This window comes from Stenotrophomonas sp. STEN031 (assembly GCF_056759975.1).
On record NZ_JBRREA010000009.1, the window covers coordinates 100,510 to 126,252 of the forward strand.

Below are 25,743 nucleotides of genomic sequence, written 5' to 3' on the forward strand. Positions count from 1 at the left end.
TGACGCCGTTCCTACAAACTGGCGGTGATCAGCGCATCTTGCTGGTACGCAGCGCCGCAATGCGGGCCGGCGGGGTGAACGAATCACTGCGCGCCTCGGCCCAATACTCGCGGAACACGGTGTGCTCGGGCACCTTGTTCAACAATTCGCCCGGCCCGAGATAGCGGTACAGGCTGGCCAACGAGCGGATCTCCACCGGCGATACCCGGCGCAGGATGTGCTCCGGGCCCAGTTCGGAAGGATCATGCAGGCCAGCCGCACCCAGCAGGTCACGCAGCGCGCGCATGGTGTTCTGGTGGTAATTGAACACGCGCTGGCCCTTGTCGACCGGCTCCAGGTGACGCCAGCGGCTCGGGTCCTGGGTGGCGATGCCGGTCGGGCATTTGTCGTTGTGGCAGCTCAGCGACTGGATGCAGCCCAGCGCGAACATATAGCCACGTCCGGCATTGCACCAGTCCGCGCCCAGCGCGATGGTGCGGGCGATGTCGAAGGCCGTGGTGACCTTGCCGGCCGCACCCAGGCGAATACGGTCACGCAGGCCCAGGCCGACCAGGGTGTTATGGACCAGGATCAGCGCCTCGTTCATCGGCACGCCAACATGGTCGATGAACTCGGCCGGCGCCGCACCGGTACCACCTTCGGCACCATCAACGACGATGTAATCGGGCAGCAGCCCGGTTTCCTGCATGGCCTTGGCGATGCCAAACCATTCCCAGGGATGGCCGATGGCCAGCTTGAAACCCACCGGCTTGCCGCCGGACAGCTCACGCAGACGGGCGACGAACTGCAGCAGTTCGATCGGTGTGGAGAATGCCGAGTGCTTGGAAGGTGATACGCAGTCCACGCCCATCGGCACACCGCGGGTCGCGGCGATCTCGGCGCTGACCTTGGCCGCCGGCAGCACACCACCGTGGCCGGGCTTGGCCCCCTGCGACAGCTTGATCTCGATCATCTTGACCTGATCGGAGCTGGCGTTCTCGACGAAACGCGCCTCGCTGAAGCGGCCGTTCTCGTCGCGGCAACCGAAATAGCCCGAACCGATTTCCCAGACCAGGTCGCCACCGTTCTCGCGGTGGTAGGGCGAAATGGAACCTTCGCCGGTGTCGTGGCAGAAGCCGCCCAGCTTGGCGCCCTTGTTCAGCGCGCGGATCGCATTGGCCGACAAGGACCCAAAGCTCATCGCCGAGATGTTGAACACACTGGCCGAATAGGGCTTGGCGCAGTCCGGGCCGATCAGCACACGGAAGTCATGGTGGGCGATGCTGGTGGGCGACAACGAATGGTTGATCCATTCGTAGTCCACTGCGTAGGCGCTGCGCAGGGTGCCGAACGGCACCACGTCCATCTCGTTGCGCGAGCGCTGGTAGATCAGCTGGCGCTGCTGGCGCGAGAACGGCACGTCTTCCAGATCGCTCTGCACGAAGTACTGGCGGATTTCCGGGCCGATGGATTCAAAGCCGTAACGGAAATGCGCCAACACCGGATAGTTGCGGCGCAGCACGCTGCGGCGCTGCAGCACGTCCCAGGTGCCCAGCAAGGCCATCAATCCGAACAGGCCGACCCCCCAATACCAGGCAGGCCAATGGGTAGCCAGCGCCAACGACACCGGCAGCAGAATCAACGCCAGCACATAAACCAGATAACGATGCATTACCGTCCTCGACCTACACGGATGGCGGATTCTACAACCGGTCGTCCACCAGGTGCCTCGGCCAGGCTGATTTCACATCGTAGACCACCATGTCCGGCACACCGAGGGCACGGATCTGCGCTTCGTCGAAGGCACGGAATTGTTGATGCGCCACGGCCAACACCACCGCATCGTAAACACCGGGTTGCGGTGCCTTCACCAGTTCCACATCGCCCATGTCATGTGCACTGCGCGGATCGGCCCAGGGATCAAAGGCATCCACCTGCGCACCGGCCGCGGCCAGCATCTGTACCAGGTCCAGCCCGCGGCTGTTGCGCAGGTCCGGGCAATCCTCCTTGAAGGTCACCCCAAGCACCAGCACGCGCGCCTTCTGCAGCGGCTTGTTCCGTTCTTCAAGCAAACCGCGCACGCGGCTGACCACATGCGCCACCACACGGTTGTTGACCTGTCGCGCGGTATGGATCAGATCCGGGTGGTAACCCACGCTCTCGGATTTATGCAGCAGGTAGTAAGGATCAACGCCAATGCAATGGCCACCGACCATGCCGGGCCGGAACGGCAGGAAGTTCCATTTGGTGCCCGCTGCTTCCAATACATCCAGGGTATCGATGCCGAGTTTGTCGAAGATCAGCGCCAGCTCGTTGACCAGTGCGATATTCACATCACGCTGGATGTTCTCCACCACCTTGGCCGCCTCGGCCACACGCAACGACGACGCCGGCCAGGTGCCGGCGGTGATGATGCGCCGGTACAAGGCATCCACCACCGCAGCGGCCTCTGGGGTGGAACCGGAGGTGATTTTCCTGATATCCGGCAGGCGACGCTGACGGTCACCCGGATTGATCCGTTCCGGGCTGTAGCCGCAATAGAAATCTTCGTTGAAACGCAGCCCGGAACCCTGTTCCAGCAAGGGCACGCAGACTTCCTCAGTGGTACCCGGATACACGGTGGATTCGTAGATCACCAGATCACCGCGTTTGAGCACACCAGCGATCAACGCACTGGCACTGCGCAGCGGGGCCAGATCCGGCTGCTCGTAGGCGTCGATCGGCGTCGGCACGGTGACGATGAACACATTGCGAGCGACCAGCTCGGCCTTGTCGGCGGTATAGCGCGCATGTAGCGCCGCACTCAACTCGATGTCGTCCAGCTCCAGCGTATGGTCGTGCCCTGCCTGCAGCTCGGCAACGCGGGCGGTATCGATGTCATACCCCAGGGTATCGAGCGTCTTGCCGAACTCGACTGCCAATGGCAGGCCGACATAGCCCAGCCCGATGATGGCAATCTGCGGCGCTGCCGCGGCGGTGATCTCGGCGCTCATGCCATCCCCTGAGGTTGCGAACTGGTGCCCGGAGCCGGAATCGAACCGGCATGGCCTCGCGGCCGGCGGATTTTAAGTCCGATGCGTCTACCAGTTTCGCCATCCGGGCATCGCAATAGCGTGCCTGATCGCGGCCCAATTGTGAATCACGAAGATTGGCGACGGCGCCAAACGCCGCCGCCACCGTGGCCTCAACCGATGGCGCGCGAATAGCGCGCAGGCTGCTGCGCGGCTTTCAGATAGCGGTCAAAGCACATCGCAATCAAACGCAGCAAGGGCCGTCCCTGCTCGGTGGCGGCGACCACGCCGTCGCCGTAGCTGACCAGGCCGTCGTCCTGCAAATGCCGCAAGGCGATCAGCTCCTCGGCGAAATAACTGTCGAAATCCACGCCATGCCGTCGCGCCAGCGTGTGCCCGTCCACGCTGCCATGGCACATCAGCTGCTGGATGAGCTCCGCGCGCAGCATGTCGTCGCTGTCCAACTCCAGTCCACGCCACACCGGCACGCCACCCTCGGCAATCTTTGCTTCCCAATCCTTGAGATCGCGCGGGTTCTGGCTGTAGCTGCTGTCGATATGACTGATCGCGCTGACGCCCAGCCCCAACAAATCGCTGTCGGCATGGGTGGTATAGCCCATGAAATTGCGGTGCAGACTACCGGCACGCTGCGCACGCGACAGGTCTTCTTCCGGCAATGCGAAGTGATCCATGCCGATGTACTGATAACCGGCCGCCGACAGTCGCTCGACCGCCAGCCCGAGCAGCGCCAGCTTCTGCTCCGGGTCAGGCAGGTCGCGGTCCTGGATCTGCCGCTGCGCCTTGAACATGTGCGGCAGGTGCGCATAGCCGTAGATCGCCAACCGGTCCGGGCGCGCGTCGATCACGGTATCCAGCGTTCGGCCGAAGCCGGCCAGCGTCTGCAACGGCAGGCCATAGATAAGGTCAACATTCACCGAACGCATGCCGTTGTCGCGGCAGGCCTGGATGATGGCCATCGTTTCATCCACCGCCTGCACGCGATTGATCGCCTGCTGCACCTGTGGATCGAAGTCCTGGATACCCAGGCTTGCGCGATTGAATCCCAGCTCTGCCAGCACAGCGATGTCCTCCACGCTTACCGAACGCGGATCCAGCTCGATCGAGAAATCACGTGCGCTGCTCTGGCTGAAGTTGAACAGCTGTTGCAAGCCACCAATCAAGCGGCGCAGCTGTGCCGGTTCCAGGAAATTGGGCGTGCCGCCGCCCAGGTGCAGCTGCACCACTTCACGCTCGCGCGCGAACAGCGGCGCCAAACCGCCCGCCTCCACCAACAGCTGATCGACGTAGCGCTCACCCTTGCTGCGATCACGACTGATGACGCGGTTGCAGCCGCAGTAGAAGCAGGGGCTGCTGCAGTACGGTACATGCACGTACAACGACATCGGTCGCCCCACCACATTGCTGCGCGCCACCGCCGCACAGAATTGCGCCTGCCCATAGCCATCATGGAAATGGGGCGCGGTTGGATAGGACGTGTAGCGCGGTCCTGGCCGATCATGCCGGCGCAGCAGGTCTGCATCGAAGGTCCAGCCCAGGGTATTTGAGGTCGGCAGCGGCATGTTCATGGCGCCAGCTTGCCTGCGCCCGCATACCCCTGCCTTGAGTTAGATCAATTCGGCCCGTTCATGAATGGAGCCAACCGCCCTGCCGTTCAGAGTATCGGGAACGATGGGGCGTGATAGCGGCGCCAGATGGAACCGGCAACCCGTGCCGCGGCTTCGTCGGCCAGCGCCTGCATCGCCGGATTGCCCAGCTCCGCCGTGGTCTGCGCGAACAGGCCCAGCCAACGCTCGAACATCGGCCACTCCAGTCCGGGAATAGCCAGATGCTTGGGCATCGGCGCGCCAGTGAAGCGCGAGGTCCCACGCAGCAGGGCCGACCAGAAATCCACCAGCTGTTGCAGGTGCGCCTCCCAATCGTGCACCCGCGCTTCGAATATCGGCCCCAGCACCGCGTCCTCGCGCACCCGCGCGTAGAAGCGCCGCACCAGCAGCTCGACCTCTTCCTCCGTGCACACATCCGGCCCAGCCCGCACCACACACCTCCTGTCACCTAACCCGAATCGACTACACCCGGCCGTGCCCTGCTTGATCAGGATCAACGACGCCCACCGGCACAGCCCCTAGCCTTGCACACCGGGCCACCAGTTGCCGCCATCCCGCACAGTGGCCACAGCCCATTCTATTCCTTCGCCACGAGGCCCCCAGGAATCCTCAATGACCAGCCCTGTCGACTCCAGTACCCGCCGCTCGTTGCCGATGATCCAACGCCTGGGCGCCGTGGTCTGGCCCAGCTTCTTCACCGCTGCCGTGATGTCGGCGTTGTTCTTTGCCTTCATCGATCCGTTGGAACTGCAGCAGATCAGCTTCCCACGACAGGTCATCAGCCGCGAACTGGGCTATTCATTGGGATTCTTCATGTTCTGGGCCGGCACCTTGTGCGCCTGCGGCGTGACCGCGCTGCTGTTGCGCCCGGCACGCGAACCGGAGGAATCCTTCGAATGAAGCCGGTGCGCAGCATCGGCGAAGCCTGCGCCGGCACCGCCCGCAAACGCGACACGCTCCGCCAGTTCACCACCACGATGATGCTGGCGGCGTTCTACGGGCTGCCGTGGCTGCACTGGAATGGCAAACCCTGGCTGCTGCTGGACATTGATGCGCGCCAGTTCCGGATTGCCGGCATCTCGATGCAACCCGAGCAGTCGCTGCCGCTGCTATGGCTGGCGCTGGCAGCACTGGCCCTGCTCTGCCTTGTCACCAGCCTGTACGGTCGCCTGTGGTGCACCTACGCCTGCCCACAAACGGTACTGACCCGCCTGTTCCGCAGACTGACCCGCCTGACTGATCTCCAGGGCTGGGCAAAGCCACTGGGAACCCCGCTGAGGCACGCGCTCTGGGCAGCCATCGCGCTATGGACCGGCATCAGCTTCGTCGGCTACTTCGCCCCAATCGGCGGACTGGTGCATGGTGTATTCACGCTCACGCTCAGCGGCTGGGAATGCTTCTGGATCATTTTTTACGGCCTGGCGACCTGGGCCAACGTGGCGTATCTGCATGAACAGGTCTGCAGTTACCTGTGCCCTTACAGCCGCGTACAACGCCTGATCAGCGATGGACGCACCCCCAGCATCCAGTACAACGCGCCACGCGGTGAGCCGCGCGGCCCCCGTGATCAGGACAACGCCAGTGTGCTGCATCGCTCCCGCGGCCTGCTTGATGCAACCACTGCCGCCGACTACGTATTCCGCGCCGCGCACCCCGCCATTGCCGGTGCGATGCCCAACTTCAGCCCGGCCCATCTGGGTGACTGCACGGATTGCGGCGCCTGCGTGGCGGCCTGCCCGATCGGCCTGGATATCCGCAATGGTCGCTCGGACAGCTGCATCGAATGCGGCAACTGCATGGATGCCTGTGACGACACCATGGCCGCCAAACACTACCCCCTGGATCTCATCCATCGCGCCCGCCCGGCCTGCCAAGCAGGCGGCAGCGCATCCGGATGGCGGATCAAGCCGTTGGCGTTTGCGGGGCTGATGCTGCTGTGCATCGGCCTGGCGGCCTTCACGGCCACAAGCCTGTCTTGAGCGACTTGAAGGAGTACAGCACACCACGAAGCATGCCTACCCGCGCGCAATGCTGCTCACTTCGATGAGACAGGGCTGCTCCTGCTCAACGGGAGTGGCATCAACCGTACACCCGGCAGCAGCGTCATCTGCTGATCCGCATGCTTCGCGGCTGGCGCCGCTTCCACATAGGCCATTGCCGCCGGCCTCGTTACACTCACCACGCATGCATACCCTTGAAGATCTGAACAACGGCGCCCTCGCCGGCGCCCAGGCTGTCCGGCTGGTCAACCTTGGCCTCACCGAGTTCCCTCAGGCGCTGTTTGCCCTGGCTGACACTCTGGAAGTACTGGACCTCTCCGGCAACCAGCTCAGCTCACTGCCTGAAGACCTGCGGCGGCTGCACAAGCTGCGCATCCTGTTCTGCTCCAACAACCCGTTTACGCAACTGCCTACGGCGCTGGGCGACTGCGCGCAGCTGGAGATGGTCGGCTTCAAGGCTTGCGCGATTACCCAGGTAAGCGAGCGCAGCCTGCCAGCGCAGCTGCGCTGGTTGATCCTCACCGACAACCAGCTGGCTGAACTGCCCGCTGCGCTGGGACAGCGGCCGCGGCTGCAGAAACTGATGCTTTCCTGCAACCAGCTCGCCACCTTGCCCGACCTGGGCAATTGCAAGGCACTGGAGTTGCTGCGCATTGCCAGCAACCGGTTCCAGGAAATTCCCGCGACCGTGCTGGCATTGCCAAACCTCGCGTGGCCGGCGGTGGCCGGTAATCCACTGACTGCAAATGCCGAGCAGACTGCATTGGCAGAGGCGCATCACCACGCCATCCGCTACGACGAACTGGAGATCGGCGCGCTGCTGGGCGAAGGGGCAAGCGGCCACATCCATCGCGCCACCCACACACGCAGCGGCCAGTCGATGGCCATCAAGGTCTTCAAGGCGGCATTTACCAGCGATGGGACGCCACAGTCGGAACTGGCTGCCGGCCTGGCCGCCGCCGGGCATCCCTACCTGCTTGCACCGCTGGCAACGGTCGAAGGCCACCCGGAAGGCCGCCTGGCGGTGGCGATGCCCCTGCTCCCCCCGGACTACATCAATCTGGCCGGCCCACCCAGCCTTGCCAGTTGCACGCGTGATGTCTATGCCGCAGATACGCGCTTTACGCCGACCATTGCCGAGCGGCTGCTGGGCTGCGTCCGTGGCGCGCTGAAGCACCTGCATGTGCGCGGCGTACTGCATGGCGACCTGTATGCACACAACATTCTGTGGAACCCGGCCACCGGCGAAGCAGTTTTGAGCGACTTCGGTGCAGCCATGTTGAGCAACACCCTGCCACCGGCAGATCGCGCACTGCTGCAAGCCATCGAGTGGCGTGCATTTGCCCACCTCGAGGCCGAGATCGCAGCGCGCACAAGCAGCTGAGCGGCGGCAAGGAGCGGTCGCGCGCTAAACCTCCTCGCCATCCACCAGAGCCCAGACCCCTTCAATCATGCTGAGACGAAGCTTTTGCCTCACTTCGAAAACTCTCGGCGCTACGGAAGTGGCACTTCCATCCAGATACAGGAAGCCATCAAAACTCCCTGACGCCATGCAGTCGACCAATCCCGGTGAGACCAGCGAACAGTCGTGCTTCAGCGCCTTTGCGTCAACGACATCGATGCGCGCGGACAAGACAGGCAGGGACCGCTCTGCCTGCCTGGAGAGCTCAGACGAAATCACCGTCGCGATATCCTCTGCACGAGGCAACAGCCCCATTTCTTGGGCGAGAACTGATTGCGAGCAACAGCTGAAGATCAACACAGCAAAAATCACTTTCATGGTGTTCTCTACTGAACTGCCTTCACTGAGATCCTGGAAACAATCATATGCCCCGGCAACTTCAAGCGGACATCGTACGACCGCTTGGATAGGCGCGTCCATGCAAAGCCGAGAGCCCTTCGACAACCTTGGCGGACTGATGCCTACCGAGTTCCGCGGATACCACGAACCGGAAAACTCTCAGTTGGCTTGCCATTAAGTTACGGAAGGTCGACAAACGTAGGTGCTATAGACCGAAGTGCCTGCGCCCAACAAACCACGCCGCACACGCTCAACTCCCGCTTGCAGGCATAGCGCTGGGCAAGCAAACCGCACAAACGATGTCGCCGCTCAAACCCAGGTACACGCAGTGCACGCATGCCCCCACGGGTTTGCCACGTGAACGCGAGTGGCGGATAAGCCCACACGCTTCAACAGGTCTCCCCGGGATTTCGGTGCAAATGGCCGAAAACAAAAAAGCCCTGATTTCTCAGGGCTTTTTGCTTTTTACTTGGAGGCCTGGGTCGGAATCGAACCGGCGTACGCGGATTTGCAATCCGCTGCATAACCACTCTGCTACCAGGCCAAACAACTGCGTCGTCGAAGCACAACATCACCTCGACATGAAAAGACCCCACTGAGGGGGCCCTTTCCAATTTGGAGCGGGAAACGAGACTCGAACTCGCGACCTCAACCTTGGCAAGGTTGCGCTCTACCAACTGAGCTATTCCCGCGGTGTGGGCGAATCATACAGACTTCGGCAGGGGTGCGCCAGCGCTTTTTAACAATTCCTTTCACATAGGCTGGATGGCTGTCTTCGTCGGCTCTGCAATCCCTGTAGAGCCCCGCCATTCTCGGCTGGGGCGTTTACGGGAAAGTACCCATCCGAGGATTGCTCGGCACAACGGTTTTAGCCCCTCCCCCGCTTGCGGGAGAGGGGTTGGGGTGAGGGGAGCTTTACGCTGGTAAAGCCCTTGCCGAGCATGGCTCGGCACTACATGTGTGTGCTGCCTGCAGCTTGGGCGGGGCTGGCGTACCATCGCGCCTCCGCCGCATCACCTGCCCCAGCCTGTTCCGATGACCCAGCAATCACACCGCGTGCAAGGCCTCAACAATGATGAAGTGGCCGCTGACTGGCCCGCCATCGATGCGGCTGAACTGGCCTGGCTATGTGATCACTACCCGCAGCTGGATGCCGGCAGCGCCCTGCTTTGGCATAGTCCGCGACCGATGTCGGCCGCCGCGATTGCCTCCGGCCCGTACGGCAAGGTCTTCATCAAACGGCATCATCGCTTGGTCCGTACAGCCGCCTGTCTGCAGGAGGAGCACCGGTTCATCACCCACCTCGCCAATGCAGGGGTTCCGGTTGCCGAACTCCTGCGCAACCAGCACGGCGCAACCGCCATCGAACATGGCGACTGGACCTACGAGCTGCACGCCTTGGCCGTGGGCCAGGACCTGTACCGCGACGCCCCGTCGTGGACGCTGCTGACCGAAGTCGAACGCGCGCGCGCTGCCGGTCGCATGCTGGCCACCCTGCACCGCGCTTCGGCCAGTTATCACGCGCCCCAGCGCAGCACCCATCTGCTGGTCGCCCGCGATGAACTGATCCGCGCCGAGGACCCAATCGCCGCGCTCAAGGCCGACCTGCACAACCGCCCCGGGCTTGCCCGCTATCTGGCCCGCATTCCCTGGGAGCAACAACTGCAGCGCAGCGTCCTGCCCTGGCATACCGGACTATCCGCGCGCCTGCAGGCCGAACCTCCGCTGTGGGCGCACAACGATTGGCATGTCTCCAACCTGCTGTGGGGGCATGGCGAGAACGCGATCCAGGTCAGCGCCGTGCTCGATTTTGGCCTGGCCTCCCCTACCAGCGCGCTGTTCGATCTGGCGACGGCCATCGAACGCAACGCCATCGCATGGCTGGAACTGGAGCGCGGCGCCGAGGCGGTACGCATCGATATCGCATTGGCCTTGCTCGACGGTTACCGCGAGGTACTGCCCTTGTCAGCCGAGCGCGTACACCTGCTGGCCGACCTGCTGCCGATGGTGCATTTCGACTTTGCACTGTCCGAAGTGGAGTATTTCGAAGGCATCACCGGTTCCACCGCCAATGCTGATGTCGCCTGGCAGCCATTCATGCTCGGCCACCCCGAATGGTTCGCCAGCCACCACGGCCAAACCTTGCTGCAGGCCCTGCACGCCGCCGCCTGAAGCAGCCCGACTCGCAAATCATTCGCATTTGTAGTGAAATGGCGCCCTGAAGCGGGGGTGCCTGGATTTGCCAGGCTGAGAGAGTCCCTTGGAACCTGATCCGGTTTGCACCGGCGTAGGGAGCTTTGAGCAGCAGTCGCAGCGCCCTCGCCGGCGCTGTGCATGCGCGCCTTCGCTTCGTCTCCCTGGCTTGTATGAAGACGAATCGAATGAACCGCTGCCTGCGCCCCACCTTGTTGTCCCTCGCCCTGAGCACCGCCCTGCCGCTGTACGCCAGCGACACCGGGCTTGATGCCGTTGTTGAACATTCCCCAACGGAGCTGGCCGCCGTACGCGTGCAGGCCCGTCAGCCGGAAGCGGACAACGCCCGCGTCAACAGCTTCGGCAGCGGCGACTGGAAAAGCACACCGGCCTCGATGAACGTGCTGGACCGCGACTTCCTCGACCATCAGCAGGTGCGCTCGCTGTCCGAGCTGGCCAGCAATGACGCCTCGCTCGGCGATGCCTATGCCCCGGTCGGTTACTACCAGAACGTCGCCATCCGCGGCTTCGCGCTGGACACCGCCACCGGCTACCGCTTCAACGGCATGTCGATAGCCGGCGAACAGCGTCTGGCACTGGAGAACCTGCAGTCAGTGGAAGTGCTCAAGGGCGAAGCTGGCCTGGCGGCCGGCGTGATGGCGCCGGGCGGCATCATCAACTACGTCGGCAAGCGGCCGACCGAAGTACGCACCGTCACCCTGGGCACCGACAACAAAGGCTCGCGCTATGCCGCCATCGACGTCGGTCATTGGCTGACCCCGCGCATCGGCCTGCGCTTCAACGCCGCCTGGGACGACAGCAATTCCTATATCGAACATGCCGATGGCCGCCGCAATTTCTATTCGCTGGCGAGCGACTGGCTGATCGGCGAGCGCGGCAAGCTCGAAGTCGATGCCAACTACCAGACCAGCGCGCAGCGCTCGGCCTCAGGCTACCAGTTGCTGGGCGCGAGCAAATTGCCGACCGGCGTGGACCGTGAGCAGCTGCTTGGCTACCAGCCGTGGCAGCAGCCGGTTGGCATTGCCAGCACCAATATCACCGCACTGCACACCTACGATTTCAACGCCAACTGGCAATCCCGCGTTGCCGTCAGCCACAGCCGCACGGTGATCGATGACAACGTCGCCTTCGCCTATGGCTGCTACTACGCCGCCGAATGTGCCGATGGCAGCGTGCCGGGCAATTACTTCGCCCCCAACGGCGACTACGACATCTATGACTACCGCAGCCCGGACGATACCCGCCGCAACCAGGAGCTGCGCGCCGAGCTGCGCGGCAGCTTCGACACCGGCAGCATCGGCCATCAGCTGACCGTGGGTGCGGACCAGTTCCGCCGCACCGTGGACAAGCGCCGCAACGTCAACGAATACGTCGGCACGGTCAATATCCACGACAAGCAGCTGCCCGTATTCGAACCCTCGCCGCTGATACCCGGCGCATCCGCACGCCGCCTCGACAGCCGCCAGACCGCCCTCTTCGCACTGGATCGCATCCAGCTCAATGAAGATTGGCAATGGTTGGCTGGCGGCCGCTACGTGCGCCTGGACGAACGCGCCTACGACAAGCGCGGCAACCCGCAACGTCGCAGCCGCCTGTCGCGCTTCCTGCCGCAGACCGCCGTGATGTGGAAGGCCAACGACAGCATCAGTGCCTATGCCAGCTATGTCGAAGGCATCTCGCTGGGCCAGGAAGCACCGTTCTGGACCGCCAACGCCGATACCTTCCTGCCGGCAGTGCAGTCGCGACAACTCGAAATCGGCGTGAAGTATTCCAGCACCGAGCAGCTGACGCTGGGCGCGGCACTGTTCCGCACCACCCAGCCCTACCAGTACGCAAAGCCCGACGACAGCGACGTCGGCTACACCTTCGTCGAGCAAGGCAAGCAGGCCCACATCGGCCTGGAACTGACCGCCAACGGCCAGCTCACCGATGCATTGCAGGTTGTCGCCAGCGCCAGCGTAATGCAGGCACGTGCGCGCAACACCGGCACGCCGAACTACGAAGGCCACCAACTGGTCAACGTACCCAAGCTGCGGAGCAGCGTGCACCTGAGCTATGCCCTGCCCTTCGTTGAAGGGCTGGACCTGACCGGCGGCTGGCGCTACGCCTCGGCCAATACCGCGCGCGCTGATGGCACGGTACGTGCACCGAGCTACAACGTATTCGACGCCGGCCTGCGCTTCCAGCATCAGCTGCAAGGCCATGCGATGGCCTGGAACCTGTCGGTCGACAACCTCTTCAACCGCTTCTACTGGCGTGACACCGGCAGCAGCATGGGCGATTACTACCTGTTCCCGGGCGCACCGCGGCAGGCACGCGTATCGGTGAGCGTCGCGCTGTGAGCAGCGCCGCGCTCGAATGGTCGGCCGCGCTATGCAGCATCCTCGGCGTCTGGCTGATGGCGCAACGGCGGATGGTCGCCTGGCCGGTCGGCCTGTTGTCGGTGGCGCTGTATGCACTGGTATTCGCCGAAGCCAAGCTGTATTCGGACACGCTGCTGCAACTCGCCTTCGCCGTTTTCCTGGTCTATGGCTGGATCAACTGGCGTCGCCACACCGCCGACGAAGGCAGCGTGCGTATCGTGCCCCTGTCACGCAGCAAGATGCTGCGTGACCTGGGCATCGGCCTGTTCGGCGGCATCGCGCTTGGCGCCGGCATGCACAGCTTCACCGATGCCTCACTGCCGTGGCTGGACGCGATACTCACCGGCTTGAGCCTGGTTGCACAGTGGTGGCAGGCACGCCGCCACACCGCCACCTGGTGGCTGTGGATCGTGGTCGACGTGGTGTACGTGGGCGCGTATCTGTTCAAGTCACTGCATGTGACCGCGGCGCTGTACGTGTTCTTCCTCGGTCTTGCCGTGATCGGGCTGCGTGCATGGAGTGCAGCGGCCCACACCCCCACTGCGGAACCTGCAGCGCACGGCGCGCGCTGAGCAGCGTCACGCATCGTCAACTGCTGCCGATGTCGGCAGCAGTTGGCTGAAGGTAAATCGCGGACAACAAAAAAGCCCCGTCAGGGGCTTTTCTTTACCTGCAGATATCACATGGAATCTGCTGGTCACTATCTGGAGCGGGAAACGAGACTCGAACTCGCGACCTCAACCTTGGCAAGGTTGCGCTCTACCAACTGAGCTATTCCCGCGGATTGAATGCAGCATCTGCGAAACAGAGCGCCAACATTCGAGATGTATCGCAAGACTGGAGCGGGAAACGAGACTCGAACTCGCGACCTCAACCTTGGCAAGGTTGCGCTCTACCAACTGAGCTATTCCCGCAGGCTTGCTACATCTATTTACGCATCAAACCATGCATTCGCACAGTGCGATGTTTGAAACTGGAGCGGGAAACGAGACTCGAACTCGCGACCTCAACCTTGGCAAGGTTGCGCTCTACCAACTGAGCTATTCCCGCTTGGGAGGCGAAATTCTACATGCATTGGGCGCAGTGTCAACAGCCCGTTCACTTTTTGACTGCACCATTTCGGGCGGCCTTTTCGTCTTCACGCAGGCTCGGCCAGGCCGCACGCAGGTACTGCAGCGCAGACACCAGAGTCAGCAAAGCGGCGATGGCCAGCATCCAGTCACCGATATGGAAAACCGGCTCGCCCATCCAGATGGTTTTGTAAGAGGTATTGGGCGACACCGAGTACAGCAGGCAGAGCAGCGCCACCATCTGCGCGGTGGTCTTGACCTTGCCGATCATCGCTACCCGCACCTTGGCGCGCTGGCCGATCTCGGCCATCCATTCGCGCAGCGCCGAGACCGCGATTTCACGGCCGACGATCACCGCCGCCCAGAACGCCATCCACGGCGTCGGGTGCCCCTGCACGATCAGGAACAAGGCCACTGCCACCATCAACTTGTCCGCCACCGGATCAAGGAAGGCACCAAATGCCGAATGCTGCTGGTAACGCCGCGCCACCCAACCATCCAGCCAATCGGTGATCGCCGCCAGGCCGAAAATCGCCGCCGAGGCGAAGTTGGTCCAGGCATAGGGCAGATAGAACACCAGCACCAGTACCGGGATCATCAGGATCCGCAGCAGGGTCAGCCAGGTGGGGATGGTCAATTTCATTACAACGTTACTCCGCTGCCGGATCGGGTACCGACAGTCCATGAAGGTTAGCGTAGATACGCGCAGCCAGGGCGGCATTGATGCCTTCCACGCGGGCAATTTCGGCCTCGCCCGCCGCTTTCAGGCCGGCAATGCCGCCGAAATGCTTGAGCAGGCTCGCACGCCGACGCGGACCGATACCCGGAATATCTTCGAGTTTGCTGGTCATGCGCGCCTTCTGGCGACGCCCACGATGGCCGGTGATGGCAAAGCGATGGGCCTCGTCGCGCACCTGCTGGATGAACTGCAGGGCCGGTGACGCTGCGCCCGGGCGCAGCTCGCGGCCATCAGGCAATACCAGCGCTTCGTGACCAGCGCGGCGTTCAACTCCCTTGGCCACACCCACCAGCATCACCCCTTCCACACCCAGATCGGCCAGCGCTGCCTGTGCCTGCGCCAACTGTCCAGCACCGCCGTCGATCAGCAACACGTCAGGCAGTACGCCACCCTCCTCCACCGCGCGACGGAAACGCCGATCGATGGCCTGGCGCATGGCGGCGTAATCGTCGCCCGGCTCGATGCCGTTGATGTTGTAGCGCCGGTACTGCGCACGTACCGGGCCCGCAGCATCGAAGACCACGCAGGAGGCAACGGTGGCCTCGCCCATGGTGTGACTGATATCAAAGCACTCCACGCGCTTGACCGGCTCGGCCAGCCCCAGCATCTCGCGCACGGCTTCGCTGCGCGCCTGCTGCGCGCCCGCGCTGTCCATCTCGGCGACCAGGGTGATCTGCGCGTTGCGACTGGCCAGCTCGACGTAGCCCGCGCGCTCGCCGCGCACGTTCCACTTCAAGGCAACCTTGCGCTCGGCCGACGCACTGAGCGCGGCCTCGATCATCTCCGCATCTGGAATCTGCCGATCCAGCAGCACTTCAGCCGGCGGCTCATGTTCGACGTAGTACTGCGAGACAAACGCGGCCAGCACCTCTTCGGCACTGTCCTCGCCGTTGGTGCGCGGGAAGAACGCGCGCGTGCCGAGATTGCGGCCATCACGGAAGGCCAGCAGCATCACGCAGGCACTGGCGCCCTGGGTTGCGCAGGCCAGCACGTCCAGATCGGCGGCGCGGCCATCGACATACTGGCGGTTCTGCATGCTGCGCAACGAAGCGACCAGATCACGCAGCCGCGCGGCACGCTCGAACTCCAGCGTATCGCTGGCCTGCTGCATGGCCTGCATCAATTCGTCGGCGAGCTGGTCACTCTTGCCCTCCAGGAACATCGCCGCACGCCGCACCGATTCGTCGTACTCGGCCTGTGGCACCAGTTCCACACAGGGAGCGCTGCAACGACCAATCTGGTACTGCAGGCAGGGCCGCGAGCGGTTGCGGAACACGCTGTCTTCGCAGCTGCGCAACTTGAACAGCTTGTGCATCAGGTTCAGCGTTTCACGCACCGCGCCGACGCCCGGATACGGCCCGTAATAGCGCCCGGGCACCGCACGCGGACCGCGATGCAGGGCGATCCGTGGCCATTGCTCGCGGGTCAGCAACACCTGCGGATAGGTTTTGTCATCACGCAACGACACGTTGTAACGCGGGTTCAGCGACTTGATCAGCTGGTTTTCCAGCAGCAGTGCTTCGGCCTCGGTGCGGGTCACGGTGACATCCATCCGCGCCACCTGCGACAGCATCATCATGATGCGCCGGCTCTTCGGCGAGCCGTTGAAATAGCTGCCTACGCGCTTGCGCAGCGCGCCGGCCTTGCCCACGTACAGCAAGGTATCGTCGGCAGCGTACATCCGGTACACACCAGGCGCGGTACTCAGCGCCGCCGCGAAGGCCTTGCCATCGAACTCATTGGCAACGACGTCGGTCATCCTTCAATCGGCACTTCACTCAGTTCACCGCTGAGTGGATCAAAACGCAGCACCGCATGCGCGTCGGCCTCGGCAATCCAGATCGCCCCGGCGGCCACCGCCAGCGCGGCGGGGCCATGCAGGCGACGCGGCAGGTTGACGGTGGACAGGTCACCACCGCCCAGGCGCAGGGTACGCAGCGAACCATTGCCGGCATCAGCAATCCACAGCAGCGGCGAATCCGGCCCCATTGCCAATGCCAACGGGTACTGCAGGCGTGCACGCAGCCGCGGGCCATCAACATTGCCCGACTCCCACGGCCCCTGCCCGACCAGGGTCTGCACCAGGTCACCGCGCAGCTGCACCGAACGGATTGCCGAGCCGAGCGCGTCGCAGACATACAAGGTCTGCTGCACCGCGACCAGGCTGCTGGGCTGCGCGAACGCGGCCAGATGGCCGCTGCCATCGCGCACTTCCACCGCGCCGGCACCGGCCCGCCAGCGCAGCTCACGGGTGCCCAGGTCGTAGCTCCAGATATGGTTGTCACCCGCCATCGCGATATGGACCTGGTTGTCCGCCACCGCCACCGCTGCCGGATGATTGAGCGGACTGTCCCAGGGCTGGGCCAGCACACCGGCGCGCGGATCACCGGCACGGCCGGTACCGCACAAGGTGTCCACCTGGCCACTGATCAGGTTGATACTGCGCAAGGCGTGGTTGCCGGTATCGGCCACGTACAGGATCTCGCGCACCAAGGCCAGGCCCTGCGGTCGATTGAAGGCCGCCTCACCGACGCCACCGTTGATCAGGTCGGCACTGCCCAGCCCAAACTGACGCAACACCCGGCCTGCATGATTGCACTCCAGCACCCGATGGTGACCGGTATCAGCCACATAAAGACGATCGGCCGTGGCCACCAGCCCGCCCGGGAACAGCAGCGGCAGGCGCGGCTCGGCGTTGATCTCGCGGATGCCATAGGCATCGTCATCGAGCGGCCGCATCTGGCCTTCGCCCAGGTTGTTCAAGGCCCGTTCCAGATCGCCGGTCGAGCCGACCAGGCGCTCCTGTTCCTGCCCATAGGCGTCGAGCAACAGCAGGGTTGGCCAAGACTGCACCTCGAACCGTCGCCAGGCATCCCATTGCGCGTCCAGCACGATCGGCGCGCTGACGCCCTGCCGACGCAGCAACTTCAACGCATGCTGCGGTTCGCGTTCGAATTCGAACCGCGGCACCTGCACCACGAGCAACTGCACCCGGCCAGGATTGCGCGCCTGCCAGCGCATGACTTCGGCCAGCCGCTGCATGCACCACACCGAGGCGCCGTTGACGAAGGCCAGTACCAGCGGGCGACCACGCATGTCCTGCAAGGTCGCAGGCGCTGCATTGAGCCAGATAGCGGACGTGGGCAGTTCCGTTACGCGGTTTTCGTTCATGCAGGGATTATGCCGGAGTCGTCGCGCCGCGACAGGCGGCGCACCGTGACCTGGGCCGCAGCATCGAGCAATGCCCAGCTGGTTTCGAAATCTCTCACATCACCGTAATAGGGATCCGGCACCCCATCCGCCCCATCGATGCCTGCCCACGGCAACCACAGCACCGCGCGCGCTTCCAGTCCGCCAGGCGCCAATGCCCGGGCATCGCGCAGATTGTCGTCGTCAGCGCACAGGATCAGGTCGTATTCCTCGAAATCCTCGGCCAGCAATTGGCGGGCACGCTGTGCCGAGATATCCACGCCATGGCCGCGGGCACAGGCAACGGCCCGTGGATCCGGACCGCGTCCGGCATGCCAATGGCCCGAGGTCCCGGCCGAATCAACCTGCACCCAGCTATCCAGACCTGCCTCGGCAATCCGCGCATGCAAGATCCCTTCACCCATCGGCGACCGGCAGATATTGCCCAGGCAGACCACCAGCAACTTCACTGCCCTGCCCTCACCTGCGCATCAGCACGCTGCAGGTCTTCCGGGGTATCGATCCCCGGTGGGAACGGTGCGGGGGACAGGCCCACGGCAATACGGAAGCCAGCCTCGAGCACTCGCAGTTGCTCCAGCGATTCGAGCTGTTCCAGATGACCGGGTGGCATCCCTGCGAACTGCTGCAGGAAGCCAGCCCTGTAACCGTAGATACCGATATGCCGCAGCCACTGTCCCGATGGCAGTACGTCGCGGCTGCGGGCGAAACCGTCACGATGCCATGGAATCGGCGCACGACTGAAATACAAGGCATCGCCCTGCGTGGTGCGCACCAGTTTGACCACGTTGGGATCAAACAGGGTCGGGGCGTCTTCCACCCGGGTCGCCAACGTCGACATCGGCGCACCGCTGTCGGCAAGAATCGCCGCCACCGCCTGGATTCCCGCCGCCGGGGCGAACGGCTCATCACCCTGCAGGTTCACCACGATCACATCGTCGGCCCAGCCGGCCTGCCGCGCGCACTCGGCAAGGCGGTCAGTACCGGAGGCATGTGCCGGGTCAGTCATCGCAACATGAATACCGGGCAGCCCCGCCACCGCCTGCGCGATACGCGCATCATCAGTGGCCACCCAGACTTCGCGCGCGCCCGCCGCCAGCGCACGGCGCGCCACATGCAGCACCATCGGCTCGCCGCCGATCAGCGCCAGGGGTTTGCCGGGCAAACGGGTGGAGGCATAGCGCGCCGGAATGGCCACCACGAATTCAGGAACAACGCTCATTTCAACTCCTTCCAACACACCGACAACGGCCTGCCTCAGCCGCGGGCAAGCTTGCCCAAGCGGTCGAGCAATGCCACCCAGAACGCCGCCGGCAATTCTGCCTGCAACGGTACCGCGTAGTGCCATGCCGTGGCGAAGCCCTGGCATTTGACTGCGTCTTTTTCAGTCATCAATACCGGCAACTCGCTGCCGAAGGACAGGTCTTCCGCCGTGTAGCGATGATGATCGGCAAAGGCATGCGGTACGACGCCGATATCGCGGCTGCGCAGCATCTGGAAGAACCGCTGCGGGTTGGCGATGCCAGCCACCGCATGCACGCGCTGCCCGGCGAACGCCCTCAGCGCTTTGTCGCGACCACCTTTCAACGGCCGCGCCACATCGATCGACAAGCGCATTGCCCACTCGCCAAATCCCGAGTCGGCCACCGCCGCATGCGTATCGCTGGCCTGCCCCAGATTGACCACGCGGAAATCGCAATGCGCCGCGCGCGATGCGGGTTCACGCAAGGGTCCGGCCGGCAACAGCTTGCCGTTGCCATAACGACGCACCGCGTCGACGACTTCGATCTCGATATCGCGGGCCAAACGGTAATGCTGCAGGCCGTCATCGCAGACCACCACGTCGCAGCCGGCCTCCAGCAAGGCCTTGGCGGCCGCAACCCGATCCTTGTCCACCCGTACCGGCACGCCGGTCTTCCAGGCGATCAGCACCGGCTCATCGCCGCCCAGACCCACGTCCATATCGGCAGTAACCCAGCGCGCCTTATCGACCTCATCGCGGCCATAACCGCGGCTGGCAACACCAGGCTTCCAGCCAGCTTCACGCAGACGATTGACCAGTTCGATGGTCAACGGCGTCTTGCCGGTACCACCGGCGGTGATATTGCCGACCACGATCACCGGAACCGGCACCTGCCGGGCGCGCAGCCAGCCGCGTCGGTACAGGCTGCGGCGCAGACCGGTCACCGCGCCATACAGGGGCGCCAACAACCGGGCCGGCAACGGCACCGGCGCATCGCCATACCAATAGGCCGGCGTTTGCGGTCCTTGCTTGGCCATCATTCCTGCCTGTCGCGGAACTGCATGCTATGCAGGTGTTCGTACAAACCACCCAAGGCCAACAATTCGGCATGGGTACCCCGTTCGACGATGCGCCCCTGGTCCATCACCAGCACCTGGTCGGCATGCTCGATGGTGGACAGGCGATGGGCGATGACCAGCGTGGTGCGGTCGGGCATCAGTTTCTGCAGCGCGTCCTGCACCAGCCGCTCGGACTCGTTGTCCAGCGCGGCAGTGGCCTCGTCCAGGATCAGGATGGGTGCGTCCTTGAGCATTGCGCGCGCAATCGCCAGACGCTGACGTTGACCGCCGGACAGGCGGCCGCCCTTGGCCCCCACCGGCGCATCCACGCCCTGCGGCAGCTGCTCGACGAATTCGCTGGCATTGGCTCCCTCGATCGCCTTCTGCAACTGTGCCTGGCCACGCTCCTGCAATTCACCATAGGCGACGTTCTCGGCAATGCTGCCATTGAACAAGGTGACCTGCTGGCCCACCAAAGCGATCTGGCGACGCAGATCGGCCAGCCTGTAGTCCTGCAACGGATGCCCATCGAGCAGGATCTGCCCAGCCTCGATTTCATAGAAACGCGGGATCAGCTTGATCAAGGTCGACTTGCCACTGCCGGAACGGCCAACGATGGCGGTTACCGTGCCCGGCCGTGCGATGAAGCTGATGTCTTCCAGTGCAGGCTTGGCCTGCCCCGCATAGCGGGCGGTGACATTGCGGAACTCCAGCAGGCCATTGGCGCGCTGCAGCGGCAGGTTGCCGCTATCCACTTCGTCCTGCGCATCCAGGACATGGAACAGCCGCTGCGCCGAGGCGATGCCGCGCTGGGTCATGTTCTGCACGTTGGTCAGCTGCTTCAGTGCGGGAATGATCGCCAGCATCGCCATCAGCAGGCCGACGAAATCACCCACCGTCAGCCGCCCGGCAGCCGCCTCATGCCCGGCGATCAAAAGCAGTGCAGCCAGGCCTACCGCACCGATCAGCTGCACCATGCTCGAGGAAATGCTGCGCGTTGCCTCAACCTTCATCGCCAGGCGCAGATTGGTATTGGCCAACCCGGTATAGCGCTCCAACTCGGCCGGCTGCGCACCGTAGATCTTCACTTCCTGCTGGCTGGACAGGGCCTGGTCCGCCGCCTGCAGCAGGTCCGCCCCACTTTCCTGGATGCGATGGCTGATGCGCCGGTAGCGCTTGGCCACCTTGTTCATCACCCATGCCAACGGCGGCGCCAGCACGAAGATCGCGAGCGTCACCTGCCAGCTGTAGTACAACATCACCGCCAGCGATCCCAGCGCCTGCAGCGATTGCTGCAATACAACCTTCATCGCATCAATCGCAGCCTGCGCGACCTGATCGCTGTCCGAACCCAGCCGCACCAGCATCGACGGCACCGGTTCGGCATCGAAGCGCTGACCGGGCAAGCGCAGATACTTGCCCAGCACCAGCACCCGGAAATCGCGCGCGATGCTGCGTGCCGCCTTGCCCATGCCGATATCGGTCAGATAGCCGGCCACGCCTCGCAACAGGAACAAGCCAATGACGGCCAACGGCATCCACTGGTTGATGTCCTGCGGATTCACCAGACTGTTGGTGATCGGGCTCATCAGCACAAGGAAACCGCTGCCCGCAGCCGCCTCGATCAGCATGCCCAGCCCGGCCATCAACAGCAGCGGTCGATACGGCTTGGCAAAGCCGAGCAAACGCTTGTAGACCTGCCAGGGCGACGCGTTGTCACTCATTGCTTGGCTTCCGGTGCGGTGGCAATCGCTATCCGCCGGAACCCCAACTGACCCAAGGCATCCTGTGCGGTCACGACCGCCTGATAAGGCGTCCGCGCATCCGCACGCAGCAGCACGGTCTGCTCGCGATCCGCGCCGGCCAGCTGCGCGATGATCTGCTTGAGCGACTCGATATCGGTGCGCAGGACTTCCTGGTCATTGACGAAGTAACGACCGTCGGCATTGACCAACACGCTCAAGGCGCTCTGCGGCGCACTGGTCTTCTGGTCACTGGCCGTGGGTAACTGCACCTGCAGCGTCGAACGCGCATCAAAGGTGGTGGTCACCACGAAGAAGATGATCAGCACCAGGATCACATCGATCAGGGGCACCAGATCGATATGCGGCTCATCCTGCGTACGATTGCTACCAATCCGCATGGGCTCAGGCCTTCTCGGTTGCCGCCGGGCGCGGCGCGGCAGCCTTGCTGGCAGCCATCACCGCCGGCCGGCCATCAAGCGCATCCAGCAACGCGCTGGCTTCCTGCTCCATCTCGATCACATAACCATCAATCAGGCCACGGAAGTAGCGGTGGAACATCAAGGCCGGGATCGCGACCATCATGCCAGTCGCGGTGCACACCAGCGCCTTGCCGATGCCGCCGGCCAGCTGGCCCACATCGCCCACGCCATGATCGAGGATGCCCAGGAACATCTGGATCATGCCGACCACGGTGCCCAGCAAGCCCAGCAAGGGACCGGCCGAGGCAATGGTGCCCAATGCATTGAGAAAGCGCCCCATCCGGTGCACCAGGTGACGACCGGTGTCTTCGATCCGTTCACGGATCTGGTCACGCGGGCGGTTGCGTGCTTCGAGCGCCGCCGCCAGCAAGGCACCGAGCGGCGAATTGGCGCGCAGGGAATCGATATGCGAGGCATCGAGCTTGCCGCGCGCGGCCCAGTTGCGGACCTCCTGACCCAGTCCCGGTGGCAGCACCTCGTTACGGCGCAGGCTCCAGAAACGCTCCAGGACGATTGCCAATGCCAGCACGCCCAACAGCAGCAACGGCACCATCGGCCATCCGCCGGCCTTGACCAATTCCCACACGTTTCAACCCTCCGGCACCGTGGCCGCCTATTCGATGTCAGATAGGATAGCAGCCGACCGCGCCCGCTCAGCGGCGTCCCATAGCCTTGAACGCCAGATTCTGCGCTCACGCAGCTGCACCCCCTCCTCGTGCAGCCAGACCTGCAGCATCCCGCTATCGGCGGTAGCCAGTACTTCCGCCCCGGAACGCTGCCAACGCGCCACTACGTCACCGCGCGGGTGGCCAAAGCGGTTGCCGTGGCCATTGGAGATCAATGCCAGACGCGCGCCCGCGGCGCGGACAAAGCCGGCGCTGGATGAACCACCACTACCGTGGTGGGCGACCACTACCACGTCCGTATCCAGCTTTGCCGGCACCTGTTTGAGCAGACGCCGCTCTATCACTTCGCCGATGTCGCCGCTCAACAACGCCGCACCGTAGCGGCCCTGCACCCGCAACACACAACTCGACTCGTTGCCGAGATAGGGGAAATCCGGCGGCGGGTGTAGAAACTCGAAGCGCACACCGTCCCATTGCCAGACCTGGCCTGCCTCGCAGGTCGCCGCCGCACCAGCAGCCGCCAACGTCAGGCCAGGCGGCATCAACACACTGGCCGGGGGCAGCACGTTGGTGACCGCCGCCGATCCACCCGCATGGTCGTGATCACCATGGCTGACCACCAGTCGGTCCAGACGGCGAACACCCAAGGCACGCAGCGCAGGGACCACTACCCGCTCTCCCGCATCGAAACCATCCGCCACCGCCGGCCCGGTATCGAACAACAGCGCGTGATGCTGGGTACGCAACAGCACCGCCAGACCCTGTCCCACGTCCAGCGCAACCAGCTCGAATTCACCGGATCCGGGCCGGTCACGCCATGGCAGGCACAGCGGCAACCACAACAGCAAGGCCATGCCCTTGCCCGGGACCCCGGCAGGCAGCAATGCCCATGCCGCCGCCAGCAAGGCCAGCGGCAAGGCAAACCACCTTGATTCGGGCAGCCACCACAATGAATAGCGGGCGTCGCCCAACATCTGGAACAAGGGCCAGCTCTGATCGAAACACCATGCCGAGGCGCGCCAGGCCATGCCACCTGCACCAGCAACAGCCGCCTCCAGGCCAGTGCCGACCAGCGCCAACGGCACCACTACCAGGCTCCACCAGGGGATCGCCACCAAATTGGCCAGTGGCCCGATCGCCGAGGCCTGCCCGAACAGCATTACAGTCAGCGGCAATAGACCCAAGGTCGCCACCCGCTGTGCGGACAGAAAACCACGCAGCCAGTGGACGCGCTCCGGCAGGCACCAAAGCAGCCACGCCACCCCGGCAAAACTGAGCCAGAAACCAGCGGTCAGCACCGACAAGGGCGCCAGCCACAACACCACCAAGGCCGCCAGGGCCAAGGCGCCGGCAACGTCGACCGGTCGGCGACCGAGCCGTGCCAGCATCACCACGGCAACCATCAACACGGTGCGCACCGTCGGCAATCCAAAGCCAGCCACCGCCGCATACGCGCCGGCACCGCACAGTGCACCGATTGCGACAGCCAGCGGACGCGGGCAATAGTGCCCGCACCAAGGCAGCAAGCGCCAAAGCCCGGCCACCAGCCAAGCGGCGCACAGCGCGACCATTCCAACGTGGAAGCCGGAGATCGCGATCAGATGGGTCAAGCCGGTCGCGCGCAGCACCTGCCAGTCAGCCTCGCCCAGTCCACGCGTATCGCCCAAGGCCAAGGCCTGCACATAACGCGAGGATGCCGCCGGCACCTGTGCCACTATCCGCGCGGCCATGCGTTCACGCCAAGCCGCCAGGCCACCTGCCGCCCCCACCCGCAACGGCGGCGGCGACTGACGGACGATGCCGCTGGCGGCGATGCCCTGCGCCAGTGCGTAACGCTCCGCATCGAAGCCACCTGGATTGACCAACCCGCGCGGCGCGCGCAGGCGCAGATTCATCTGCCAACGTTCACCCGCGCGCAGTTGCATCCGCGGGCCGGGTTCCGTTGCAGCAAACGGGTCGTACCAGGAAACCTGCAACAGCCGTCCGCGCAAGTCCGCAGGGATATCCACGTGGGTATCCAGGCGCAGTTGGAACCGCGTGCGTCGGCTCTCATGCTGAGGAAGCGTGCTTACAACGCCTGTCAGTGTCAGCTCCTGCGCCTCCCTGGCCACAGGCAACTGCTGCTCCAAGCTCCAGCCTGCCTGCAGGCAGGTCCAGCCCAGCCCGGCCAGCACTGCACCCAGCCAGCGCCATCGCGGCGTTGCCAACCAGAGCAGCATTCCTGCCAGCAGTGCCAGCCATCGCAGGGACGCCGGGGGCAAACCCGGTGCCAGGATGGCCATGCAGATGCCGACCAGGAAGCAAATGGCCGTCGCCTTGCCGGCGAGCACGATGCTTCCCTCGGGGCGCGATGGGCGATTGGTGCCCGGTTGAACGGCCATTTCCATCTCCACTGACGCCACGATCAATGCTGGCAGCCGAATGCCGGCACTCCATCGGTGGAAGCGGGTGAAGACGGATCAGGATTGGCAGCTGGTGCCGGTAGTGGGGGGGCCCGCCCCGCCGGGCGGCTGACCGGAGGCGCACCGAAGCCGCTTGCGGCGGGGCCGCGACGCACGAGCGGGATGGTCTTCGGTGCCGGCC

At 64.1% G+C, this 25,743-nt stretch carries 21 protein-coding genes, 6 tRNA genes and 1 riboswitch; of the genes, 6 read left to right on the forward strand and 21 right to left on the reverse strand.

The window, feature by feature from the left end:
* Nucleotides 1-28: 28 nt before the first annotated feature.
* The 5 genes from ACVOLQ_RS06365 to ACVOLQ_RS06385 form a co-directional block, all read right to left on the reverse strand.
* A complete protein-coding gene (locus tag ACVOLQ_RS06365; RefSeq protein ID WP_481527480.1) occupies nucleotides 29-1,651 on the reverse strand; it encodes an FMN-binding glutamate synthase family protein in 1,623 nt (540 codons plus the stop codon).
* A 31-nt stretch (nucleotides 1,652-1,682) separates the two neighbouring features.
* The gene (locus ACVOLQ_RS06370) at nucleotides 1,683-2,972 is read right to left on the reverse strand and encodes a nucleotide sugar dehydrogenase (protein WP_481527481.1); all 1,290 of its coding nucleotides are present in this window, start codon (nucleotides 2,970-2,972) and stop codon (nucleotides 1,683-1,685) included.
* 22 nt (nucleotides 2,973-2,994) lie between these two features.
* Nucleotides 2,995-3,081: transfer RNA gene (locus ACVOLQ_RS06375), tRNA-Leu, on the reverse strand.
* Nucleotides 3,082-3,163: 82 nt separating this feature from the next.
* On the reverse strand, nucleotides 3,164-4,576 hold the full coding sequence (gene hemN / locus ACVOLQ_RS06380; protein WP_481527482.1) for an oxygen-independent coproporphyrinogen III oxidase: 1,413 nt from the start codon (nucleotides 4,574-4,576) through the stop codon (nucleotides 3,164-3,166).
* 86 nt (nucleotides 4,577-4,662) lie between these two features.
* Nucleotides 4,663-5,046: a group III truncated hemoglobin gene (locus ACVOLQ_RS06385; RefSeq protein WP_481527483.1), complete on the reverse strand. Its 384-nt coding sequence runs from the start codon at nucleotides 5,044-5,046 to the stop codon at nucleotides 4,663-4,665.
* Nucleotides 5,047-5,227: 181 nt separating this feature from the next.
* On the opposite strand from ACVOLQ_RS06385, the gene ACVOLQ_RS06390 reads away from it, so the two are divergent.
* From ACVOLQ_RS06390 to ACVOLQ_RS06400, 3 genes are all read left to right on the forward strand, one after another.
* A complete protein-coding gene (locus ACVOLQ_RS06390; RefSeq protein ID WP_313171387.1) occupies nucleotides 5,228-5,515 on the forward strand; it encodes a hypothetical protein in 288 nt (95 codons plus the stop codon).
* Nucleotides 5,512-6,594, forward strand: coding sequence for a 4Fe-4S dicluster domain-containing protein (locus tag ACVOLQ_RS06395; protein ID WP_481527484.1), 1,083 nt, complete (start codon nucleotides 5,512-5,514; stop codon nucleotides 6,592-6,594). Before ACVOLQ_RS06390 ends, ACVOLQ_RS06395 begins: the two co-directional genes overlap by 4 nt.
* Before the next feature lie 205 nt (nucleotides 6,595-6,799).
* The gene (locus tag ACVOLQ_RS06400; RefSeq protein WP_481527485.1) at nucleotides 6,800-7,999 is read left to right on the forward strand and encodes a leucine-rich repeat-containing protein kinase family protein; all 1,200 of its coding nucleotides are present in this window, start codon (nucleotides 6,800-6,802) and stop codon (nucleotides 7,997-7,999) included.
* 24 nt (nucleotides 8,000-8,023) lie between these two features.
* Here ACVOLQ_RS06400 and ACVOLQ_RS06405 read toward each other — a convergent pair whose 3' ends face one another.
* From ACVOLQ_RS06405 to ACVOLQ_RS06415, 3 genes are all read right to left on the reverse strand, one after another.
* Complete coding sequence (locus tag ACVOLQ_RS06405) at nucleotides 8,024-8,395, reverse strand: hypothetical protein (RefSeq protein WP_481527486.1); 372 nt, start codon at nucleotides 8,393-8,395, stop codon at nucleotides 8,024-8,026.
* Between the two features lie 491 nt (nucleotides 8,396-8,886).
* Nucleotides 8,887-8,960 (reverse strand) — tRNA-Cys (locus ACVOLQ_RS06410).
* Nucleotides 8,961-9,032: 72 nt separating this feature from the next.
* Nucleotides 9,033-9,108: transfer RNA gene (locus ACVOLQ_RS06415), tRNA-Gly, on the reverse strand.
* A gap of 343 nt (nucleotides 9,109-9,451) precedes the next feature.
* On the opposite strand from ACVOLQ_RS06415, the gene ACVOLQ_RS06420 reads away from it, so the two are divergent.
* The 3 genes from ACVOLQ_RS06420 to pnuC all read left to right on the forward strand — a co-directional run bounded on the left by ACVOLQ_RS06420 (nucleotide 9,452) and on the right by pnuC (nucleotide 13,565).
* Complete coding sequence (locus ACVOLQ_RS06420; RefSeq protein ID WP_481527487.1) at nucleotides 9,452-10,588, forward strand: phosphotransferase enzyme family protein; 1,137 nt, start codon at nucleotides 9,452-9,454, stop codon at nucleotides 10,586-10,588.
* 43 nt (nucleotides 10,589-10,631) lie between these two features.
* Nucleotides 10,632-10,727: riboswitch (TPP riboswitch) on the forward strand.
* Nucleotides 10,728-10,797: 70 nt separating this feature from the next.
* Nucleotides 10,798-12,972: a TonB-dependent receptor gene (locus ACVOLQ_RS06425; RefSeq protein ID WP_481527488.1), complete on the forward strand. Its 2,175-nt coding sequence runs from the start codon at nucleotides 10,798-10,800 to the stop codon at nucleotides 12,970-12,972.
* Nucleotides 12,969-13,565 (forward strand): nicotinamide riboside transporter PnuC, encoded by a 597-nt coding sequence (gene pnuC / locus ACVOLQ_RS06430; RefSeq protein WP_481527489.1) that lies wholly within the window; start codon nucleotides 12,969-12,971, stop codon nucleotides 13,563-13,565. The genes ACVOLQ_RS06425 and pnuC overlap by 4 nt, the downstream gene beginning before the upstream one ends.
* Before the next feature lie 133 nt (nucleotides 13,566-13,698).
* Here the strand turns inward: pnuC and ACVOLQ_RS06435 are convergent.
* The 13 genes from ACVOLQ_RS06435 to ACVOLQ_RS06495 all read right to left on the reverse strand — a co-directional run bounded on the left by ACVOLQ_RS06435 (nucleotide 13,699) and on the right by ACVOLQ_RS06495 (nucleotide 25,442).
* Nucleotides 13,699-13,774: transfer RNA gene (locus ACVOLQ_RS06435), tRNA-Gly, on the reverse strand.
* 57 nt (nucleotides 13,775-13,831) lie between these two features.
* Nucleotides 13,832-13,907 (reverse strand) — tRNA-Gly (locus ACVOLQ_RS06440).
* 60 nt (nucleotides 13,908-13,967) lie between these two features.
* Nucleotides 13,968-14,043, reverse strand: a tRNA-Gly gene (locus ACVOLQ_RS06445).
* Between the two features lie 48 nt (nucleotides 14,044-14,091).
* A complete protein-coding gene (pgsA, locus tag ACVOLQ_RS06450) occupies nucleotides 14,092-14,706 on the reverse strand; it encodes a CDP-diacylglycerol--glycerol-3-phosphate 3-phosphatidyltransferase (RefSeq protein WP_313173618.1) in 615 nt (204 codons plus the stop codon).
* 7 nt (nucleotides 14,707-14,713) lie between these two features.
* A complete protein-coding gene (gene uvrC / locus ACVOLQ_RS06455) occupies nucleotides 14,714-16,561 on the reverse strand; it encodes an excinuclease ABC subunit UvrC (RefSeq protein WP_481527490.1) in 1,848 nt (615 codons plus the stop codon).
* On the reverse strand, nucleotides 16,558-17,973 hold the full coding sequence (locus ACVOLQ_RS06460; RefSeq protein WP_481527491.1) for a hypothetical protein: 1,416 nt from the start codon (nucleotides 17,971-17,973) through the stop codon (nucleotides 16,558-16,560). Before ACVOLQ_RS06460 ends, uvrC begins: the two co-directional genes overlap by 4 nt.
* The gene (locus ACVOLQ_RS06465; RefSeq protein ID WP_481527492.1) at nucleotides 17,970-18,461 is read right to left on the reverse strand and encodes a low molecular weight protein-tyrosine-phosphatase; all 492 of its coding nucleotides are present in this window, start codon (nucleotides 18,459-18,461) and stop codon (nucleotides 17,970-17,972) included. Before ACVOLQ_RS06465 ends, ACVOLQ_RS06460 begins: the two co-directional genes overlap by 4 nt.
* Entirely contained in the window at nucleotides 18,458-19,231 is a 774-nt protein-coding gene (gene kdsB, locus ACVOLQ_RS06470; RefSeq protein WP_481527493.1) for a 3-deoxy-manno-octulosonate cytidylyltransferase, read from the reverse strand. The genes ACVOLQ_RS06465 and kdsB overlap by 4 nt, the downstream gene beginning before the upstream one ends.
* 35 nt (nucleotides 19,232-19,266) lie before the next feature.
* The gene (gene lpxK / locus ACVOLQ_RS06475) at nucleotides 19,267-20,289 is read right to left on the reverse strand and encodes a tetraacyldisaccharide 4'-kinase (RefSeq protein WP_481527494.1); all 1,023 of its coding nucleotides are present in this window, start codon (nucleotides 20,287-20,289) and stop codon (nucleotides 19,267-19,269) included.
* Entirely contained in the window at nucleotides 20,289-22,034 is a 1,746-nt protein-coding gene (gene msbA / locus ACVOLQ_RS06480) for a lipid A export permease/ATP-binding protein MsbA (protein ID WP_313173612.1), read from the reverse strand. Before msbA ends, lpxK begins: the two co-directional genes overlap by 1 nt.
* The gene (locus ACVOLQ_RS06485; RefSeq protein WP_313173611.1) at nucleotides 22,031-22,453 is read right to left on the reverse strand and encodes an ExbD/TolR family protein; all 423 of its coding nucleotides are present in this window, start codon (nucleotides 22,451-22,453) and stop codon (nucleotides 22,031-22,033) included. The genes msbA and ACVOLQ_RS06485 overlap by 4 nt, the downstream gene beginning before the upstream one ends.
* 4 nt (nucleotides 22,454-22,457) lie before the next feature.
* Nucleotides 22,458-23,120: a MotA/TolQ/ExbB proton channel family protein gene (locus ACVOLQ_RS06490; RefSeq protein ID WP_282270584.1), complete on the reverse strand. Its 663-nt coding sequence runs from the start codon at nucleotides 23,118-23,120 to the stop codon at nucleotides 22,458-22,460.
* Between the two features lie 27 nt (nucleotides 23,121-23,147).
* Nucleotides 23,148-25,442 carry a DNA internalization-related competence protein ComEC/Rec2 gene (locus tag ACVOLQ_RS06495; protein WP_481527498.1) on the reverse strand — a complete coding sequence of 765 codons (2,295 nt, stop codon included), beginning with the start codon at nucleotides 25,440-25,442 and terminating at the stop codon, nucleotides 23,148-23,150.
* Nucleotides 25,443-25,743 lie beyond the last annotated feature (301 nt).